Below are 20320 nucleotides of genomic sequence, written 5' to 3' on the forward strand. Positions count from 1 at the left end.
AACCCGGTCCCCTCCCCTGGCCGCTAAACACGTACGACGGCGGCCACCCACCACAGTGCCAACAGTGCGGCCAGAGCAACTACTGAGGCAAAGCCAAAGCGTTCGCGCCACCACACGGGCAGATGCGCCATGATGCCGGCAATGGCGGCGCGCAACCGCTGCTTTTCCACTAAGACAATCAAGCTCAGAAGCACCCCGGCATTCAAGACAGCCATAAGCAACACACCCTCGGGACCACCGGGCCACGGCAGGCTGGCGGCGGGAAGGGCGGCCATCCAGCGTGCCACCGCGGCAACCCACCACGCGCCCACCCCGCTGATGGCGGCGCAGAGTCCTGCCAAGGGAGGCAGCAGGAGCGCACACGCCATGCCCAATGTGCCCACAGTTGTCACGAGGGCAATGACGGGTGCCGCCAGCATGTTCGCCGGCACCGTATAGGGTGTCAGGCGCGCCTGCAGCAACACGATGACGGGGGCGCAGAAAAGCTGGGCCGCCAGCGGAATTGCAATCGTCTGGGCCAGCCACAAGGGCATCAGCACCGACAGCCACCTCACACAGCGCTGCCCGACCAGGAACAGCCCCAGGGTCGCCAAAACCGACAGGATAAACGCGTAGTCACCGGCAAGCCACGGATCAGCCAGCAGAAGCAACACAATGCTCAACGCCAACAGCGCACCGACCCTTTTGGGCCGCCCGCTCAGCAGCGCCATGAGACCGAGGGCACCCATGACGGCGGCACGCAGGACACTGGGATCTGGACCCACCACAAGGACAAACCCCAGCAGTGCTGCCAGTGAGAACCCGAAGGCGGCCCGGCGGGGTGTGTGCAGGGAACGCAGCCCGATCATGAGCGAGGCCAGTATCAGCGTGCAGTTGGCCCCGCTGACTGCCGTCAAATGTGTGAGGCCAGCAGTTTTCATGGACTCATTCAAGGCACTGTCCATGGCACTGCGGTCACCCATCACCATGCCCGGCAACAGGGCAGCGGCTTCTGGTGAACGCTTCGCCCACGTCCCCTGCACTGCGGCAATCCAACCACGACGGATGGCGGTCACCAATGACTCCTTGCCGGCAGCCGCTCCGGGAACGGCAAGGGGAACCGTTGCGGGGCGCAGAATCCCTGCCCGCCCCACACCGGCGACCCCTGCCGTGCCTGGACCGCCATCGACCTTGCCGGCGGTGCCAACTTTCTGTCCCTGCCGAACCGCTTCCCACGCGGGGCCGGCAATGACCTGCACAGGCAGCCTCCCTGAGGACGATCGACCACCTGCGCTCGCCTGGACAATGACCGCGTCAAGGATGAATCGTGGCGGACCGTTCCCGCTGTCGAGCCTTCGCGGAGTGGCTCCCACTTCCAAGGTCAGCATCAGCTCCTCGCCCTGCGCCACGGTTTGCGCCAGCGGTGATGATGCCCCGGCCTGCACTTTCACACCGACCACCGCAACTACTGCCAGTGCGCAGGCTGCTGCCAGCACAAAGGTGGCACCCCGGACACCTCCCCGCCGGGCTCTTCGCCGTTCACTGCTGCCACGGCGCTGGGCCGGACGCAACAACGCCAGCAGCAGACCCGGCAGCAGCCCGAGTAAAAGCACCAGAACAAGTGCCATGGCCAGCCGGGGAATCATGGTTGGGGGCATGGCGGTGGCCAGCCCCGCCGTGGCCCACACTGCAATGACTGTGGGCAGAATGCGGATGTCTGGTCGCCGCAGCTCCTGCGCATCAGCCTGTTCCTGGTGGGCTGCCGCAAGTCGCCGATGGAGGTCCGCAGCCTGCCGCCGCAACTTCGCCCTCCGTGGCTCAGGGGGGCCCGGGTTGGGATCACCCACCGCAGCCTTGACGTAGCGGGACCACCGCGGTTCATGAAGTCTCACGTTCGCCACGTCATGAGACACTCACCAAGCTTCGAATATTTTCCAATAGCTTGGCGCCAATCCCGGAAACGGCGTCCAAGGCGTCAACGGACGGGAAAGGTCCGTGATCCGTTCGCCACGCCACAATCCGCTCGGCCAGCACCGGGCCAATTCCCGGCAAGGCATCAAGGTCGGCGGCAGTGGCGGCATTGACGTTGATGGGTCCCGCCGGCGCCTTCTGGGCAGCCGCTCCATTGGCTGGTGCACCCACACCCGGAACGTCTTGCGGCGAGGCAGCCTGTTCCTGGGTGAGAACCACTATTTGCATTCCGTCACTGACTGGCGCGGCCAGGTTCAGAGCTGCCAGCTGTGCCGTCGGCAACGCTCCCCCGGCGGCTTCCACCGCTTGATAGATGCGGCTGCCCTCCCCCAAGACGAACACGCCGGGGTTGTTGACCGCCCCCACCACGTGAACCAGCATGCCCACAGTTCCAGATTTTCCGGCACCCGGGCCGGCGGCGCCACCGGTGGCACCATCGGTGCCGCCCTCCCCCTCGGCCCCTGCGACCACGGGTGCGGCCGGCACACCCGGGGCTGCAGCATCCTCCGCCAGCGGAGGCACCGTGACATGGCCGCCGGACTTGTTGGACAAGTCCGCCGACACCCCTTGAACACTTGCCGCCTCAAGCCACAGCATCCCCAAGGCTGCCGCAAGCATGGCCAGCACCACGACGAGAGCCCGGATGGAGACTATCCAGCGCGGTCCCTGCAGCCGCTGGCCAAAGCCACGCTGAGCAAAACCAGGCGGCCCCACGCCACGGCGCTGGGTCGTTTCCACCCCGGGCGGCGGCCACGTAAACTCTTCATCTGCACCAGTCATGGAGCCACAGTAGGCGCGGAGGATGCCACCCACCAGAGGTGCGCTGCCGAATGGGGATTACTGAACGCCCAACATCCCCTGTGGGGGAACGAGTGCGTCGGCAACCACCACAACCAACACGCCCAGCCCCGCATGGGCGGCCAGCACAGCCGGCAAACGGGTCAGGGTTGCGGCAGCAAGGCCGGGCGCGGCAGCCTCCAGCGACTCGCCGAATGCGCGGGCCTGTTCCTCATTGCCGAAGTGGTGGACACTAATCTGGGTGGCGGCCGGTCCCCGGGTATTGATGTCGACCACGGCCAGCGCCTGCAGCCGGGCGATGGCCCTGGCGGCAGAACGCACCTTTTCCAGCGGCACAACGGCCCCGTCCCTGATGCCCAGCAGCGGCTTGATGTCCAAGACCGTGCCCAGCCACGATGAGGCCAGGCTGATGCGCCCGCCACGGCGCAGTTGTTCAAGGCTGGGCACATAGAAATAGATGGCTGTCGCTTCCAGCGCCCGGTTCCCTGCAGCCACGACGGTCTGCGCATCATGTCCCTGCAGGGATGCTGCAACGGCCGCCTGAACTCCGCTGCCCAGCCCCATGCCGACCGTGCCCGAGTTCAGCACGTGAACAGGTATGGGTGAGCGTTCCGCTGCCAGCGTGGCAGCCTCGAAGGTGCCGGAAAGTTTTGTTGAAATGTGCAAGGACACGATTTCGGCAAATCCGGCTTCCGCCGCCTGTTTGTAGGCGCGTTCAAATTGCCCAGGTGAAGGACGTGAGGTTTTGACGGATTTTCCCGTGGCCAAGGCCAGCGAAATGTGGGTTTCCAATTCGGCGTCGTCATCCGAATAGACGTTGTCGCCAATGATCACCGGCATGGGCACCACAGTCAGCATTCCACGACAGGAAATATCTGCTACCCATTCCGGCGGCAGTGCCGCAGCGGAATCGGTCACGACGGCGATCGTGGGCCTGGGCGGGCCGCTGTCCTCCGGAACCTCCGGCGCCGACGGCCCGGCCTTGGGCCGCAACCGCCCCACGTGGTGGCGCAGCCAGATGCGTGCAGCTGATGTTTCGCTCACAGCATTCTCCCCTTCGAAGAAGTCACGCTTGCCGGCCACAACGCAGCCACAACACAAAAGTGCCCCGGCCCGGTGCGGGCGAGGACACTTTTGTAAGGTGGCTCTTCGCTGACTAGGCAGGAACGATATTGACCAGCTTAGGCGCACGCACGATCACCGTGCGGATGCCACGGCCATCGAGCGCCTTTTGGACAACGGCGGAGGCCAGGGCCAATTCACGCAGCTCATCCTCGGAGATGTCCGGGGACACCTCCAAACGGTCACGTACCTTGCCTTGGATCTGCACAATGGCGGTGACGCTAGCCTCCACCAGCAGGGCCTCGTCAACGGCGGGGAAACCTGCGTTGGCAACCGAGGCAGGGTGGCCCAAGGTGTTCCACATGTCCTCCGCGGTGTAGGGGGCAAACAGGCTCAGCACGATGGCAACGGCTTCGGCTGCCTCACGCACGGCCGGATCGGCTGCGCCGGCACCGGAATCAATGACCTTGCGGGTGGCGTTGACCAGTTCCATCAGCTTGGCAACTACCACATTGAACTTGTGGCCTTCCAACAAAGCCTTGGCCTCATGCACAGTGCGGTGGGTCAGTGAGCGCAGCGCAGCGTCGCCGCCAACCGCAGGGGTGCCGGGCGCACTGTCCACATCGCGGGCCAGGCGCCAGGCCCGGGCCAGGAATTTGGCGGAGCCAGACGGGGAAACATCCGCCCAGTCGACGTCGTCCTCGGGAGGGCCGGCGAAGACCATGGTGAGGCGGACGGCGTCCACCCCGTACTTGTCCAGCTGCTCACCCAGGTCAACACCGTTGCCCAGGGACTTGCTCATGGCCTTGCCGCCGTTAAGTACCTGGCCCTGGTTCAGCAGCGCGCTGAAGGGTTCGGTGGCTTCCAGCAGGCCAAGGTCATGGATGACCTTGGTGAAGAAGCGGGCATACAGCAGGTGCAGGATGGCGTGCTCAACGCCGCCCACGTACTGGCCCACGGGCATCCAGTCGTTGACCTTGGCCGGATCGAAGGGGCCCTCGGTGTACTGGGGTGAGACAAAGCGCAGGAAGTACCAGGAGGAGTCCACGAAGGTGTCCATGGTGTCGGTGTCGCGCTTGGCCGCGCCGCCGCACGCCGGACAGGGGACGTTGACCCAGTCCGCGGCCGCAGCCAGCGGTGAGGTTCCCTTGGGCGAGAGGTCCTCGCCGCGCAGGTTCTCCGGCAGGCGCACGGGCAGCTGATCATCCGGCACGGGCACCTCGCCGCAGTCGGCACAGTGGATGATCGGGATGGGCGTTCCCCAGAAACGCTGGCGGGACAGCAGCCAGTCGCGCAGGCGGAAGTTGACGAACTTCTCTCCCGTGCCCAGCTTTTCCAGGATCTCGATCGCGGCCGGGATGCCCTCGGCCTTGGAGAGGCCGTTCAGCTCGCCGGAGTTGATCAGGGTGCCCTCGCCGGTGCTGGCGATCCAGGTTTCAGCGGGGTCTTCGGCGCCGGTGTCCAGGACGGCGCGGACGGGCAGGTCGAACGCCTTGGCGAAGTCGAGGTCGCGCTGGTCGTGGGCGGGGACGGCCATGATGGCGCCGGTGCCATAGTCGGCCAGAACGTAGTCGGCAGCCCAGACGGGCAGCTTTTCGCCCGTGAGCGGGTTGATGGCGTAGCGGCCCGTGAACACGCCGGACTTGGGGCGTTCGGTGGACTGGCGCTCAATGTCGCTGAGCGCCTTGACCTGCTCGCGGTAGTCGCTCAGCGCCTCGGCATGCTCGGACGTAACCAGATCCAGGGCCAGCGGCGCGTCGGCGGCCACAACGAAGAACGTCGCCCCGTACAGGGTGTCCGGGCGGGTGGTGAAGACTGTCAGCTCCTGCTGGGGCAATTCTTCGCCGGCAGCCTCGATGACGAACGTGACGTGGGCACCTTCGGAGCGGCCGATCCAGTTCTTCTGCATGGCCAGCACGCGGTCCGGCCAGTGGCCCTTCAGCGCATCCATGTCATCGAGCAGGCGGTCTGCGTAGTCGGTGATCTTGAAGTACCACTGGTTCAGGGACTTCTTGGTGACCACGGTGCCGCAGCGTTCACAGGCGCCGTTGACGACCTGCTCGTTGGCGAGCACCGTCTGGTCCTTGGGGCACCAGTTGACGGGTGAATTCTTGCGGTAGGCCAGGCCCCGCTCATAAAAACGCTTGAACAGCCACTGCGTCCACCGGTAGTACTCGGGGTCGGAGGTCTGCAGGCGGCGGGACCAGTCAACGGAGATGGCGTAGCGCTTGAACGACTCCGCCTGGGTGTCGATATTGGCGTAGGTCCACTCACTCGGGTGGGCGTTGCGCTTGATGGCGGCATTCTCGGCGGGCAGGCCGAAGGAGTCCCAGCCGATCGGGTGCAGCACGTCGTAGCCCAGCTGGCGCCAGTAGCGCGAGACGACATCGCCCATGGCAAACGCCTCGGCGTGGCCCATGTGAAGGTCGCCCGAGGGGTACGGGAACATGTCAAGGACGTAGCGGCGTTCCTTGGATCCGTCGTCAAGCGGGGCAAACACGTTTAGCTCATCCCAGACGGCAGGCCATTTGGCTTCCATCGAGGCGAAACTGTAGACGCCCTCTTCGCTGTTCTCTTCAGTCTGGGACTGCACGCTCACGTACCCTGCCTTTTCATTCATCATTGGCTTCTTGTTCCTTCTGGCCCGTTACACACAAAAGCCCCTCGACACAGCAAGGGGCTTACCGCGGTGTTGCTCGCGGCTAGCTAAGAAGGAGAAATGTATGCACCCTCCTACTTTAGCGCACTTAAAGTACGACGGCGGGAGCCCGCCTTTTGCGAAAAGGGGGGCTCCCGCCGTCGTGCAACAGGAGACGCTGGCGCAGTTACCTTACGTCCTCGTCAACCCAGTCCATGGACTTGGTGACGGCCTTCTTCCACAGGCGCATCTGGCGGTCACGCTCGGCCGGGTCCATGTTGGGCTCCCAGCGCTTGTCCTCGGACCAGTTGCTGGACAGCTCGCCCAGGTCCTTCCAGAAGCCGACGGCCAGGCCTGCGGCATAGGCTGCGCCAAGGGCCGTGGTTTCGGTGACCTTGGGACGGATCACCGGGACCCCGAGGATGTCGGCCTGGAACTGCATGAGGGCGTCATTGGCGACCATCCCGCCGTCGACCTTCAGCTCGGTCAGGTCAACACCGGAGTCGGCGTTGACGGCGTCGAGTACTTCGCGGGTCTGGAAGGCGGTGGCCTCCAGTGCGGCCCGGGCAATATGGTTCTTGTTCACAAAGCGGGTCAGGCCCACGATGGCGCCGCGGGCGTCGGGACGCCAGTACGGGGCGAACAAGCCCGAGAACGCCGGGACGATGTAGACGCCGCCGTTGTCCTCGACCGCTGCAGCCAGCTCCTCCACCTCGGGGGCGGAGCTGATCATGCCGATGTTATCGCGCAACCACTGGATCAGGGATCCGGTGACGGCGATGGAGCCTTCCAAGGCGTAGCGCGGTGCGGCGTCGCCGAGCTTGTAGCCCAGCGTGGTGAGCAGCCCGTTCTTCGAGTGGACAATCTCCTCGCCCGTGTTGAAGATCAGGAAGCAGCCGGTGCCGTACGTGTTCTTCGCCTCGCCGGTCTTGAACGCGGCCTGCCCGAAGGTGGCTGCCTGCTGGTCGCCCAGAATGCCGGCGACGGGGACTTCGCGCAGCAGCTGGCTGCCGTGCACGTGGCCGTAGACCTCGGAGGAGGACTTGATGGCGGGCATCATGGACTTCGGCACACCAAAGGCGGCCAAAATCTCGTCATCCCACGCCAGGGTTTCCAGGTCCATGAACATGGTGCGGGAGGCGTTGGTGACATCGGTGATGTGCACGCCGCCGTCGGCGCCTCCTGTCAGGTTCCAGGTGACCCAGCTGTCGGTGTTGCCGAACAGCAGGTCCCCGGCCTCCGCCTTGGCGCGTGCACCCTCGACGTTGTCAAGGATCCACTTGATTTTGGTGCCGGAGAAGTAGGTGGCCAGCGGCAGGCCGACCTTGGCCTTGAAACGCTCCACCCCGCCGTCGGCTGCGAGCTCGTCAACAATGCCCTGCGTGCGGGTGTCCTGCCACACGATGGCGTTATAGACGGGGACGCCGGTGTTCTTGTCCCAGACGACGGCCGTCTCGCGCTGGTTGGTGATGCCCACGCCGACAATGTCATGCCGTGTCAGGTTTGCCTGCGCCAGCGCTGTGCCGATGACCTCGCGGGTGTTATTCCAAATTTCTGCAGCGTTGTGCTCCACCCAGCCGGGCTTGGGAAAAATCTGCTCGTGCTCGAGCTGGCCGGAGGAGACGATGTTGCCGTCGTGGTCAAACACGATGGCGCGGCTGCTGGTGGTTCCTTGATCGATGGCAATTACATACTGAGACATCTTTGTTTCCTTTGCTCGTGATTCACATTAAGAACAAATTGTTGGCTAAATCAAGCCACTACCAGCGGCAGCCACTGGGCTGCCAGGCCGGCCAGGGTGCCACCAACCATGGGGCCCACGATGGGGACCCAAGCGTAGCTCCAGTCGCTTGACCCCTTACCCTTGATGGGCAGCAGTGCGTGGGCAATGCGCGGACCCAGGTCACGGGCGGGGTTGATGGCGTAACCCGTGGGTCCACCCAGTGAGGCACCAATGGCCACAACCAACAAGGCCACAGGCAGCGGCCCGAGCCCTGTTACGCCGCCACCGAAGTGCAGGATGACGAAGACAAGAACAAAGGTGCCGATGATTTCCGTGACAACATTCCAGCCGTAGCTGCGGATTGCCGGTCCGGTGGAGAAGACGCCCAGTTTCGTGGCGGCATCGGGCTCTCCGTCAAAGTGCTGCTTGTACGCAAGCCAGCAGACAACGGCACCAATGAAGGCGCCAAGCATTTCTGCACCAAAGTAGGTCATTGTCGAGGCGAAGGTGACGGCCACATCCGGCGCGTACTCTGCCTTGCCGTTGGCCAGCAGGCCAATGGTTACGGCGGGGTTGAGGTGTGCACCCGACTTGGCGGCTACAAATACACCGGACATGACTGCCAGGCCCCAGCCCCAGTTGACGAGCAGGAACCCGCCGGAGTTACCCTTGGTTCCCTTCAAGGCAACGTTGGCCACGACACCACAACCCAGCAGGGTGAGCATCATTGTTCCCATCACTTCGGATGCGAACACTATTCCAAGAGACATCTTTGACTCCGATTAGTTGGTTATTACATGAAAGGGCCGGCCCTTGTTGGCCGGCCCTCTTGAGCCCCCTTTGCCCCCAGGGGCTTAGGCAATCAAGCTTTGTACCTGAACACCGTGGAAACGGGCCAGAATGTCAACGGCGTGGCCGATTTCCTCGGCCACCTTCTCCTGGTTCCAACCGAGCGGACCGGCCAGCGCTGCGGCTGTCTCGGCCAGCAGTTCGCTGGTGACAAGGCCCCGGAAGGCCAGGGAGGTGCGGCGGATCATGACGTCGATGAGGTGACCAATTTGCTCGTTCTCCACCATGAAGGCAACTTCACGGTCGCTGAGCTCGTTGGTGGAGTTGAAGACGGTGTCCTTGCCCTGCGCCAGGAACGCAATGACGTCGGTGGCACGGGTGCCGTACCGGGTCAGCAGCACCCCGGCCCGTGCAGCATCCACTGATTCACTGGTGTGTGAGGATATCCATGCCTCCACTGCCGCGTTAGTGGCGGGGAAGTTCACGCCGCCACCGATGGGCAGCTTGGCGGTGGAGGTCTTGCGGGTGCCGCCCACGATGGCCAAGACGTCGTTGCTCATGTGTTCGGCCAGGGCCCTGAACGTTGTCCATTTTCCGCCCACCAGGCTGAGCACGGGAATGGAGGCGCCGGCGATGGTGCGGTCGGCGCGTTCGATCCGGTAGTCGCGGGAGACGAAGCCGGGAGCGGTTTCGTCATGGCGTGGCAGCGGGCGCACGCCTGAGAAGCTGTACACAATCTCGTCGCGGGTCACCAGGATGTTCGGGAAGACGTGGCCCACGAGATCAAAGAAGTAGTCGATCTCGGCGTCGGTGCAGACCGCGTCCTGGGTCATGTCGGCGTCGATATCGGTGGTGCCCACCAGGACCCGATCCCCCATGGGGTAGATCAGTACGATGCGCCCGTCGGTGTGCTCGAAGAAGATCTCCCGGCCCTTGCAGGCGGCGAGCAGCTCGGGGTGGTCAAGGACAATGTGTGAGCCCTTGGTGCCGCCCATGAAGCGGGTTGCCGCACCCATGTCGGCATTGGTCATATCCACCCAGGCGCCTGTCGTGTTGACGATGACGTCGGCGGTGAACGTGAACGATTCGCCCGTGAGCTGGTCCGTGAGCTGGACGCCGTCGTCCGTTACTGCGGTGAGGGCAACATAGTTGGTGGCACGCGCCTGCTCGATGCCGGGGGTGGCTGCGCCGGCCTTTTCACCGTCCTGGAGCACGTCGAGGGTGAGGCGCTCGGGGTTGTGCACGGAAGCGTCGTAGTAGGTGGCGGCGTACTTGATCCCGGGGTGTAGCTGGGGCATCTCGGCCAGGGCCTTGTTGCGGCCCTTGAAGTCGTGTCGGGGCACCGTGCCGCCGTCGCGGGAGAAGAAGTCGTACATGGTCAGGCCGGCCTTGATCAGGAACGCGCCACGCTCCTGCGGCTTGCCCTGCTTGTGCGACAGGAAGCGCACCGGTGCGCTGAGAATGCCGGAGAAGGTGCTGAAGATGGGGATGGTGGTCTGCAGCGGCTTGACATAGTGGGGCGCGATTTTCAACAGGCCGTTGCGCTCAACCACTGATTCCTTGACAAGGCGGAACTCACCGTTTTCCAGGTAGCGGATGCCACCGTGGATCATGTGCGAGGATGCGCCGGAGGCCCCCTGGCAGTAGTCACCGCGCTCCACCAGGGCCACGTCGATGCCCTGCAGGGCGAGGTCGCGGAACGTTCCAACGCCGTTAATGCCGCCGCCGATGATTAAAACCTTGGCGTGGGGACGAGCCTTAAGCGCCTCGACCTGGGGGCGTACAAGCGTCTGCACACCCGTTGCGTCCTGGTTTTTGTCAGCTTTGCCTAAGATACCCACATCTGCCTCTTTTGCGTCACGTTCCGTAGCGCCTTGTGCGCCTCTTCCCATTATTGTTTGAATAGACGGAAAATATAGTCAACCGGATTGCACAAACGTGCAGAAAGGCTTGGGTTCTCATGCCATCCAAACGGATTAAACAGCAGGATGCGCTGCGTGCTGCACAAATGTACTACTTGCAGGATCAGACAATGGACGCCATTGCTCGTGAGTTGCGCACGTCCCGTTCCACGGTGTCACGGCTGCTTTCAACGGCTCGGGAGACCGGCCTTGTCCAGATCCAGATCAAGACCCCGGCCGACAGGGCGCCTGAACTGGAACGGGTCATCCGCAAGCGCTACAAGGTCGATGTCCACGTGGTTCCGGTCTCCGACATGCTCAATGAGGTGGAGGTGCTGGAGCGGGTCAGCATGCAGGCTGCACGCACCATCGGACCGCTCGTGGACTCAAACGCCGTGGTGGGTGTCGCCTGGGGTTCAACCCTGAGCACCGTCAGCCGGCACCTGACCCGCAAAACCACCCACGGCACCACCATCGTCCAACTCAACGGCGCAGGCAACACGCAAACCTCCGGCATCACCTACGCCTCTGAAATCATCAGGCGCTTCGGCACCGCCTACGGGGCAAAGGTCGAACAGTTTCCCGTGCCGGCGTTCTTTGACCGGGCGGAGACAAAGTCCATGATGTGGCAGGAACGCAGTGTTCGCCGCATCCTTGACCTGCAGGAACGCATGACCATTGCCATCTTCGGCGTCGGCTCCATGGACGCCGAAATCACCAGCCATGTCTACTCCGGCGGCTATCTGGATTCCACCGACCTGGACTCCCTGGAGGCCAGCGGCGTGGCAGGGGATGTGGCCACGGTGTTCTTCCGCTCGGACGGCAGCGACGACGGCATTGTGCTCAACGAACGCTCCAGCGGACCGAGCCTGGAGAGCCTGCGCCAGGTCCGCCGTCGCATCTGCGTGGTCTCGGGACGCAAGAAAATCACGGGCCTGCGCGGGGCCCTGGCCGCCGGGTTGGCCACCGACCTGATCCTGGACGAGACCACGGCACGCGAACTCGTGGAGCAGGTCAGTGCCGCCAGCGACCCGATCTTCGGCTTCCTGGACGGCCTGGACGGCGTCTAATGGGTAAAGTCAAGGGTATGCAACGCTCCCCGAAATACATTTTGAACAACGGTGTGGCCATCGACGCCCTAGGCTACGGTGTCTACAAGGTCCCGGCCGACGAATGTTCCGCGCTCGTTTCCACGGCCCTGGACAGCGGATATCGCACGGTGGACACAGCCGCCCTCTACGCAAATGAGGAGGGCGTGGGCGAGGCCGTCCGCGGTGCGGTTGCCGCCGGACTGCCCCGCGAGGAGCTGTTTGTCACCTCAAAGGTGTGGAACACGGACCAGGGTTACGACGCCACTCTCTCCGCCTTTGACGCCAGCATGGCCCGGCTGGGGCTCGACTACCTCGACTTGTATCTCATCCACTGGCCCTGCCCCGACCGGGAACTGTTCATCCCCACCTACAAGGCCCTGGAATCGCTCTACCATGCCGGCCGGGTGCGTGCCATCGGCGTGAGCAACTTTGAGCCGGCACACCTGCACCAGCTACTGGACGCCACGGACGTGGTTCCGGCGGTCAACCAGATCGAGCTGCACCCGTGGCTTGCCCAGGCTGAGTTGCGAAAACTGCACGCGTCGCTGGGCATTGCCACGCAGGCCTGGAGTCCGCTGGCTCGCGGCGCCGTTTTGACCGACCCCGTACTGGCGTCCCTCGCCGCCGAGCTGGACCGTTCCGTGGCGCAGATCGTGCTGCGCTGGCACGTCCAGTCCGGCCACCTGGTGATTCCCAAGGCCAGCTCGGCCCGCCGCATCGCAGAGAACCTGGCCGTGTTTGATTTCACACTCAGCGCCGCTCACATGGCCGCCATCGACGGCCTGGACCGGGGCCAGCGCTCCGGCTCACACCCCAACGAGGTCAACTAGCCTTGGTCCTGAAATTCCTGTCCCCTAAAAGAAGCACGACGGCGCCCGGCTCACCCCTTGTTGTTGACCTGGCCAACCGGGAACATGCCCATATCGTTGACGTTGCCGGCAATGACGTCCACTACTGGGAATACGCCGCCGTAGGCGGTTCCCCAACCGCCCGGACCATCGTGATGGTGCACGGCTTCCGCGGCGACCACCACGGCCTCGAGAGGGTGGTGGAGCTGCTGCCGGGGCACCGCATCATCATGGCCGACCTGCCGGGGTTTGGGGCCTCCCCCGCTTTCGTGCACGGCAGGCACGACGTTCCCGGATACGGCGACTTTCTGGGTGACTTCCTGGACGCCTTGGACCTGGGCCAGGACACCGTACTGCTGGGCCACTCCTTTGGTTCGATCGTTGTCAGCCATTTTGTTGCCGCCAATCCCGGGCGGGTTTATCCGCTAATCCTCGTCAACCCGATCGCCTCCCCCGCATTGGAGGGGCCCAAGGGCATCATGACGAAGCTTGCGGTGTTTTACTACTGGGCCTCCGCCAGGCTGCCCGCGGCACTGGGCAACGCCTTGTTGCGCAGCAGGCTCATTGTGCACGTCATGAGCGTGACCATGGCCAAAACCCGCGACAAATCCCTGCTCGCCTTCATTCACGGCCAGCACCATGCGTACTTCAGCGGCTTCGCCGACCGGGACATGCTCCTGGAATCCTTCCAGGCATCGGTCAGCGGCACGGTGCGAGAGGTGGCGGCCCAACTTTCGCTGCCGACCCTGCTGATCGCCGGTGCGGAAGACGAGATCGCCACGCTGCCCAGGCAGCATGACCTGCTTGAGCTCCTGCCTAATGGCGAACTGCTGGTCATCGACAAGGTGGGCCACCTGATCCACTACGAAACACCCGAACCCGCGGCCGCAGCCATCACCGACTTCCTCGAAAGGCACCCCGCCCAGTGAGCCACGCCGTCCCCCCGCCTGCAAACTCCGGCCACCCCGTTAGCCCCGAAAAACCAAAGATCGTCATGGATGCCCGGTTCACCCGCATGGACCACCACGACGGCATCAGCCGTTACGGCGCAAGTCTGATGACCGCCGTCGCACCTTATGCCGATGTGACCATGCTGATTCATGATGAGTGCCAGCTCGCCCTGCTGCCGGAGCTGCCGTGGGTGAAGATCAACTCACCGCTGTCGCCGATGGAACTGTTGGTGGCACGGCACGTGAATAAGCTGGGCGCCGACCTCGTGTTTTGCCCCATGCAGACCATGGGCAGCTGGGGGCGGAAATATCCGCTGGTGCTGACGCTGCACGACCTCATTTACTACGAGCACCCCGCCCCGCCCGGCTTCCTGCCGGCGCCGGTGCGCGTGCTGTGGCGGCTGTACCACAAGGCGTTTTGGCCGCAGCGGGTGTTGCTGAACCGCGCCAATGTGGTGGCCACCATCAGCCATACGACGCTCGCGCTGATGCGGCGCCACAAGCTCACGAAGCGGCCCGTGCGAATCATTGGCAACGCCCCTCAAGGCGACCGGACGCCGAGGGATCCTGCCGTTGCGCCGGAGAAGTCGCTGGCGTACATGGGCTCGTTCATGCCCTACAAGAATGTTGAGACGTTGATTCTCGGCATGGGCGAGCTGCCCGATTTTACGCTCAACCTGCTCAGCCGCATCACCCCTGCTCGCCGCGCCGAACTGGAGGCGCTGGTGCCTGCCGGGGCATCCGTCATGTTCCACAACGGCGTCAGCGATGCCGAATACGATGATCTGCTGCTGCGCACCACCGCACTGGTCACCTTGTCGAAGGCCGAGGGATACGGCCTGCCGCTGGTCGAGGCCATGGCGCTCGGGACCCCGGTTGTGGTGGCAGACACCGAGATCTTCCGGGAAGTTGGGGGCACGGCAGCGCACTATGTGCCGGCCGATTCGCCGTCGGACTTTGCCGCCGCAGTGCGCGCCTTGGCCACACCCGGCGCGTGGGCGCAAAGCTCGACGGCGTCCGTCGCCCAGGCGGGCACGTTCAGTTGGGATGCTTCGGCGCGGGAGTTGCTGGCCATTGCAGAGGAGCTGCGCGGCCAGCCATGACCCTGCCATTGATTCGCGCCCGCAAGAAACCACACTTCGGGCTGCCGTGGCTCGCCATGCTGTTGGGATTGAGCACCCTGATCTTCGCTTTTCAGGGCGTCAAGGCGGTGACCGCCTCGCCGGAGGCGCAGCTTGAGGTTGTTGTGGAGGGCCGGCATTCGCTGAACATCTCCCAAGCGAGCGTCGATGCTGTCTTGGCGGAACCCATCAAGACGTGGAAGCCACTGCGACTGCGCGTGGTTGACAGGCTGTTAAGTTCCGACGAGCGGCAGGGACGTGTGGAGCTGGACGCCGATGTCATCCTGACGACGGCCATCGTCAAGGACACAAGTGTTGACAACAAATCCGAGTACCGCTACATCGGGGCAGGGATCTACCCTGCTGATCCGGACAGGCACAGGAACTCCGAGAACAGGTCCGCGATCAATGACGGTTACATGGACAATGTGGGCATTGGGCATGGACCCAAGGCTATAGTTGCAGCGGCGCAACGGGCGGCCGACGTCCTTGACAAGGGGCCCCTACGCAGCCCGCTTTTCTGGCTGGCTGGAACAGTGACCGGGCTGGCGCTCACCATTATCTCGTTAGCGTTCTCCCTGTCCAGGCGCAAACGGCGTGAATTGGTTTTTCGCCGGCTGACGGCTGCGCAGCGCAAGCTTGCCGGTGTTGTCCTTGAGCTTGAGGCACTCGAGGTCACCTACCATGCCACTCCTGCTGAGCACCGCACTCCAGGGTTTATCTACACATGGGTCAGAATCCGCAATGTGTCGTTGGAATTGGCCCGCACCGAAGACGCGGCGATGGAGGCCGTCTACACCTCGTCCACTGCACTGAACCCTGAAACTGCGGATCTCCTGGAGAAGTTTGAGCACGAGGCCCAACGCCTGGCAACCATGGCGGACGCGCTTATGGGGGCGGGTTCGGTGCTGGGAATGCTCGCCGGCAGCCAGGGGGTCCTGGACCGACTGGCCGCCCCGATGACATTTTCCGCCCGGGAACTGCTGACCCGGCTGGGCAACCGGCCTGCCGGGTTAGTGTCTGTGAGACGGGTGAAACGGTTTGAGAGAGCATTGCACGCATTGCTTGCCGTGCTGACCGGTGACCGCGCTGACAATAGACACATCGAGGCGTGGAGGACGGCAGAAATTGAGCTGGGACGCTGCGCCGCATCCATCAACCGTTCACTGCGGCAGACCCAGCAGGGACGCGCCGGGGCCGTCCAGACGACCCGGGAGGACGTCTCAGCTCTGCGCTCAGGATTGGGGCTGTCCCCCGCCGGTTCACAGAGAACCCTGCAGGCGTTGGATGAGGCCAATGCAGCGGCGCACGCGTTGTTTGGGCCGCTGCCCGGCACCAACGATGCCGCGCCTGTGGTGCTGCGCGAGTTCAGCTGGATCGACATTTTGCCGAAGTTCAGCTGGAGAGTCTTCCTTCCGAGACCGTCCACGGATGCTCCGTGGGTTGTCGGGTGCTTTGCCGTTGTGATCATCTCGTTGGTTGTCAGTGGAATCGTGGTTGCCAAGGTGCCGCAACGCCCGGGATGGCAACTCACCGGCACCCATGCACTGCAGTCATTGGAATTTGACGGAGACACCAGCAGCCTCGATGAGGAGCTGATCCGAGCGCAACTGTCCGATATATTCCCGCCCGATCTAAAGATCATCGTTGCCATGCGCAGCGCCGTGGACTATCTGCACATCGACCCGGAGTCACTCACGATCGAGGGACAGCTCGCAGACAAGCAAGACCCGCAAGTCGGACTTGATGCCATGTGGCGAGTCAAGGGAGAGTTTCCCGAGCTCCTCGACGAGGCGACGGGCGAGCTCAAACCGGACCGCACCATCCTGCCCGTGTGGAGGCTGGACAACGGGACTTTCTCCGTCCCCAATCCCATTGCCGGGGTTGTGCAAATGGGCGGCTACCCCGGCATCGGCGACGCCACGTGGAACTACGGGAGATACTTCTTTTACAAAAGTGGAGACTACAGTGTGATCGGCGCCGTGAAAGACCTCGGACGAGGACTGCAGGCAAACAACTACGTCGAACCCGAAATGAACAGGTTCTGGGTTTTTGTTCTGCTGGCCTTGACTATCGGTCTTGGCTTGCTCACTCTGGCCATGGTTATCAGCTACGGCGGAGTCATATCCATGAGACTTGGGAGGTTTGGGCGCAGTGCGGGCACGCTCAAACAGCTTCGCACAGAGTTGGACACCCTCACATTGGGCTTGGACGATTCGAGGATCAATGCAGTGGCCGTGCTTGGCCGGGGGAAGGGTGCTGCACCGGCAGAGTCGGACCAACGAATCTTTGAAAGTGCCTTGGCCATGGCATGGCGGATGGTGGACGATTTAGCGGCACGTCCCTTGTCCCAGCGACTGGACGCCGAATACGTGGCCCAAGTTGCGAAGCTCGAGCGGCTGATCTTCACGCTTGGCATGCGTGACCACGATGTCCAGAAACGCACCCGAAAGCTGCTGGATGCAACCCTGGGGAACAAGTAGCTGGATCGTGGCTCCGAGGACGTGAGCTCTGAGGGGTGTGGGCTCTGAGGGGTGTGGGCTCTGAGTGCGTGGCGTGACCAGCATTGCCCTGTGGCTGAAGCCGGTGGGCGGTCATGTCAAGGCTCCGAACGTTGCGGTGTTATTTCGCGGCTATTTCGCGTGCGTCCGGAGGTATTTGAAGATGCTGCGTTCCAGCGGGCTGGCAAGGTCTGCATGGTCCGGGCTCCTGCCACCGGGACGGGAATTCTCAGGTTGCGTGCTCGCGGCTGGCATGTCCATGGGCTGACTGCCCTCGGGGGTGGTGAGGGCCTTGTCCAGGCGCTTCTTCAACCATTTCGGGTAGGCCGGGCGCTGGAGTTTGATGCATTCAGGGGCCCGGTACGTCCCGGACGGTGACACCCACCCCACCCGGCCGTCACCACAGAGCCTGGGTGTCCAGCCGTGCAGGCGGAGCCCGGTCCGCCACGGCTCCGCCCACCGACGCAGATTGCCCTTGCGGTCCTTGTCGTCTTTGAAGTGCTTCAGCGCATGATGTTTCCGGCACGCCGGGAACAGGTTCTCCATGGTGCTCTTCCCACCGGAGTCGAAACTTTGTACATGATCCAGCTCGGTATCCATCACCGGGTTCGTGCAATTCGGGAAATAGCAGCCACCGGCCAACGCCTGTAGCACGGACCGCTCCGAATCTTTCAACGTGTACCGCTGCGGCTCCAACGGCAACGCCTCCCCCGTGATCGGGTCCGTGAGCACCCGCAAGAACGTGTTCGAGCCGGACAACAGCTTCCTGGCGATCTCCAACGGCACCGGCCCGGCAGTACTGTCATCAAGTTCCGCCGGTTCATCCGTGATGCCCAGCAACCCCAGGAACGAAACCTTCACCAACACCAGCGCCTTGGGCATCGGCGGATCCAGCAACACCGGATACCCACCCAAACGGGTGAGTTGTTCCAGATAGGCCTCCTGCTCCTGTGACTCCCGCAGCGGTTGCTCAGCAATCCCATCCACCCGACCATCCACATACCCGGAACCGTCACCAACCAAAAACCCTTCCACCGGCACATCATCATGACCGGCGCTGCCATCGGCGGGACCTGCCCCGTGGCTACCCGAGGCACCACCACCATGCTCAGCAGAAGATTCTGCGGGGTGACCAGCAGCGCGGGCGCCAGTGTGGCTGGCAGCAGGACCGCCGCTGTCATCATCACCGCTGCCGGTTGACACCACTGTTCCCTCGAGCGGCCCCTCGTCAGCGACGGCATCAGCATGGGCGTCGGAGTCGGCGTCTGGGTCAGCGTCTGGGTAGCCTGATGTTTCCAGGGTTTCCCGCAGAGCTTCGCCATCGGACTCTCCCCCGCCCCCAACCCCAGCGTCGCCTATGCTGAGCTGCGCCCTGGCGGACTGGCCGGTATCGCTGCTTCGCTGGCTCTTCGGGGTGGGGCCGGTCAATTCCGGCAACTGCACCTCACTGTGTACCGGGTCCGGCAACCCATGAGCCCAGGGCGGCTCCTCATCCTCCAGGGTCACCCCAAACGCAGACTTCTCCCCAAACGGAACATACCCCACGCCCTGATTCGCCTCGTTCGAGCCCCGGCCAAAACCACTGATAACCACCCCATCACCCACACTGGCACTGCCCTCATGACCCTCCGGTCTGGGATTGCCATCACGGCCGCCATGGTTGGGACTGTCGGTGAAACCGGCACTGCCGCCGGTGCTCGCGGTGCCTCCGAAGCCCGTACGATAACCGGCACCGTCAGAGCTTTCGTCTCCGGTCTCGTTGTGACCGCGGGAACCGTTTCGACCAGGGGAACCGTTGCGGTCCCGGTCAGGGTTCGTGTTCTGGTTCTGGGTGGTGTGGCGGGCGTTGGCCGGAAGTTCCTGACCCATCAGCAAGATGGAGGCGATGTCGGCACGGAGCTGGTCCAGCGTCCGGTACTCGGTACAGTCTTCTCCGGAACCAGAGGCGACGGCCTCACGCTGGCGTTCCAGAGCGTCGGCCTTGACGGCCCGGGCCGCCCGGGTGCAATGGACCATGATCGCGTTCGCCGCGATCGTGGGAATATGCAACTCCACCCAATTCATCCCGTCCCTGCCCGGATCATTGGTGATCTTCCGGCCCCGGAAGGCTTCCTTCACCCGGGCATCCAACGAGTCCGGGAACAATGACTCCCGCGCCTGCCGGGCCTTGTTGGCGAACCTCAACGCCGTGGTCCCCTCAGCCAGCAATAACAACCGTCCCTCAAACACGGCCGCGTCCTCGACCGACACCTGAGGAGTCTCACCCAGAGTGCCCAACTCATTCAAAATAGTGAGCGCATGCCGCCAAGACAACACGCCCAACCCCAGTGCCGCCCAGGTCTTCGGATGCTCCTGTAAGTTCACAGCGTGGGCGGACAGGGCGGCCGCGGTGCGTTCGGGGATGCCCAGTGCTGCCGCGATCTCTGCCACGCAACCCGTCTCAGCCATCCCGGTCTGGTATCGACTCAACCCGGTCGCCTCCGATTCCACCGCCAACGCCCCGAGAATCCGATCCACCACCGCCGCCTTCGACGCCGCCACGGCATTCTCCAACACCCGAATCTCATCCAACGAAGCCATCCCATCGGCAATCACCCACCGCGCCACCGACGCACGACTCGGCGGCTCCGGATCAGGAAAGGGAAACAACACACAATCAGGCAACCCCGACAGGGCAACATTGTCAGACCCAAAGCGTTCAATAGAAGGAAGCGTAATCCCGGCAATCAGTGCAGCCACACCCTGTGCGGCTGCTTCCTCGTCCCGGTCCCCGGGGACAAACGCCCGACTACTCATAAAAACAACACTACGCTCACCGTAACAAGAACGCAATAGTTCCTAGAACAATATTTCGAAGCATGTTATGGAAACCACGACAAAACCAGCCAATAGGCGGTGCTGCGGCGTCGGGAGAAACAGGGCACTAAATGGTGCCGTGTCCGAAGAAG

At 63.5% G+C, this 20320-nt stretch carries 13 protein-coding genes; 5 read left to right on the top strand and 8 right to left on the bottom strand.

Annotated features, from left to right (window positions below; genetic code table 11):
- Nucleotides 1–23 precede the first annotated feature (23 nt).
- The 7 genes from art_RS04325 to art_RS04355 form a co-directional block, all read right to left on the bottom strand.
- Nucleotides 24–1871: a ComEC/Rec2 family competence protein gene (locus art_RS04325; protein WP_157875144.1), complete on the bottom strand. Its 1848-nt coding sequence runs from the start codon at nucleotides 1869–1871 to the stop codon at nucleotides 24–26.
- A gap of 10 nt (nucleotides 1872–1881) precedes the next feature.
- Complete coding sequence (locus art_RS20805) at nucleotides 1882–2730, bottom strand: helix-hairpin-helix domain-containing protein (protein WP_082000098.1); 849 nt, start codon at nucleotides 2728–2730, stop codon at nucleotides 1882–1884.
- A 57-nt stretch (nucleotides 2731–2787) separates the two neighbouring features.
- Nucleotides 2788–3792 carry a DegV family protein gene (locus art_RS04335; RefSeq protein WP_038468669.1) on the bottom strand — a complete coding sequence of 335 codons (1005 nt, stop codon included), beginning with the start codon at nucleotides 3790–3792 and terminating at the stop codon, nucleotides 2788–2790.
- Nucleotides 3793–3904: 112 nt separating this feature from the next.
- Nucleotides 3905–6430, bottom strand: a complete 2526-nt coding sequence (gene leuS / locus art_RS04340) for a leucine--tRNA ligase (protein ID WP_052136888.1) — start codon at nucleotides 6428–6430, stop codon at nucleotides 3905–3907.
- 205 nt (nucleotides 6431–6635) lie between these two features.
- Complete coding sequence (gene glpK / locus art_RS04345) at nucleotides 6636–8150, bottom strand: glycerol kinase GlpK (protein ID WP_038462689.1); 1515 nt, start codon at nucleotides 8148–8150, stop codon at nucleotides 6636–6638.
- 50 nt (nucleotides 8151–8200) lie between these two features.
- Nucleotides 8201–8941 carry an MIP/aquaporin family protein gene (locus art_RS04350; protein ID WP_038462691.1) on the bottom strand — a complete coding sequence of 247 codons (741 nt, stop codon included), beginning with the start codon at nucleotides 8939–8941 and terminating at the stop codon, nucleotides 8201–8203.
- A gap of 84 nt (nucleotides 8942–9025) precedes the next feature.
- A complete protein-coding gene (locus tag art_RS04355; protein WP_038468675.1) occupies nucleotides 9026–10756 on the bottom strand; it encodes a glycerol-3-phosphate dehydrogenase/oxidase in 1731 nt (576 codons plus the stop codon).
- Nucleotides 10757–10992: 236 nt separating this feature from the next.
- Between art_RS04355 and art_RS04360 the strand changes: the two genes are divergently transcribed.
- The 5 genes from art_RS04360 to art_RS04380 all read left to right on the top strand — a co-directional run bounded on the left by art_RS04360 (nucleotide 10993) and on the right by art_RS04380 (nucleotide 17354).
- Nucleotides 10993–11931 (top strand): sugar-binding domain-containing protein, encoded by a 939-nt coding sequence (locus art_RS04360; protein WP_253901471.1) that lies wholly within the window; start codon nucleotides 10993–10995, stop codon nucleotides 11929–11931.
- A 17-nt stretch (nucleotides 11932–11948) separates the two neighbouring features.
- A complete protein-coding gene (locus tag art_RS04365; RefSeq protein ID WP_038462693.1) occupies nucleotides 11949–12782 on the top strand; it encodes an aldo/keto reductase in 834 nt (277 codons plus the stop codon).
- 68 nt (nucleotides 12783–12850) lie between these two features.
- A complete protein-coding gene (locus art_RS04370) occupies nucleotides 12851–13729 on the top strand; it encodes an alpha/beta fold hydrolase (protein WP_253901573.1) in 879 nt (292 codons plus the stop codon).
- Between the two features lie 65 nt (nucleotides 13730–13794).
- The gene (locus art_RS04375; protein WP_038468682.1) at nucleotides 13795–14853 is read left to right on the top strand and encodes a glycosyltransferase family 1 protein; all 1059 of its coding nucleotides are present in this window, start codon (nucleotides 13795–13797) and stop codon (nucleotides 14851–14853) included.
- On the top strand, nucleotides 14850–17354 hold the full coding sequence (locus art_RS04380) for a DUF5129 domain-containing protein (protein ID WP_038462695.1): 2505 nt from the start codon (nucleotides 14850–14852) through the stop codon (nucleotides 17352–17354). Before art_RS04375 ends, art_RS04380 begins: the two co-directional genes overlap by 4 nt.
- 150 nt (nucleotides 17355–17504) lie before the next feature.
- Here art_RS04380 and art_RS04385 read toward each other — a convergent pair whose 3' ends face one another.
- Nucleotides 17505–20168, bottom strand: coding sequence for an HNH endonuclease signature motif containing protein (locus art_RS04385; RefSeq protein WP_157875145.1), 2664 nt, complete (start codon nucleotides 20166–20168; stop codon nucleotides 17505–17507).
- Nucleotides 20169–20320 lie beyond the last annotated feature (152 nt).

Source organism: Arthrobacter sp. PAMC 25486, assembly GCF_000785535.1.
In the GTDB taxonomy this organism is placed as follows: domain Bacteria; phylum Actinomycetota; class Actinomycetes; order Actinomycetales; family Micrococcaceae; genus Specibacter.

Coding starts and splice junctions, on each gene's coding strand:
- art_RS20805 (WP_082000098.1), bottom strand. CDS start 2,730: ATGACTGGTGCAGATGAAGAGTTTACGTGGCCGCCGCCCGGGGTGGAA.
- art_RS04380 (WP_038462695.1), top strand. CDS start 14,850: ATGACCCTGCCATTGATTCGCGCCCGCAAGAAACCACACTTCGGGCTG.
- art_RS04360 (WP_253901471.1), top strand. CDS start 10,993: ATGGACGCCATTGCTCGTGAGTTGCGCACGTCCCGTTCCACGGTGTCA.
- art_RS04385 (WP_157875145.1), bottom strand. CDS start 20,168: ATGAGTAGTCGGGCGTTTGTCCCCGGGGACCGGGACGAGGAAGCAGCC.
- glpK (WP_038462689.1), bottom strand. CDS start 8,150: ATGTCTCAGTATGTAATTGCCATCGATCAAGGAACCACCAGCAGCCGC.
- art_RS04375 (WP_038468682.1), top strand. CDS start 13,795: ATGGATGCCCGGTTCACCCGCATGGACCACCACGACGGCATCAGCCGT.
- art_RS04365 (WP_038462693.1), top strand. CDS start 11,949: ATGCAACGCTCCCCGAAATACATTTTGAACAACGGTGTGGCCATCGAC.
- leuS (WP_052136888.1), bottom strand. CDS start 6,430: ATGAATGAAAAGGCAGGGTACGTGAGCGTGCAGTCCCAGACTGAAGAG.
- art_RS04350 (WP_038462691.1), bottom strand. CDS start 8,941: ATGTCTCTTGGAATAGTGTTCGCATCCGAAGTGATGGGAACAATGATG.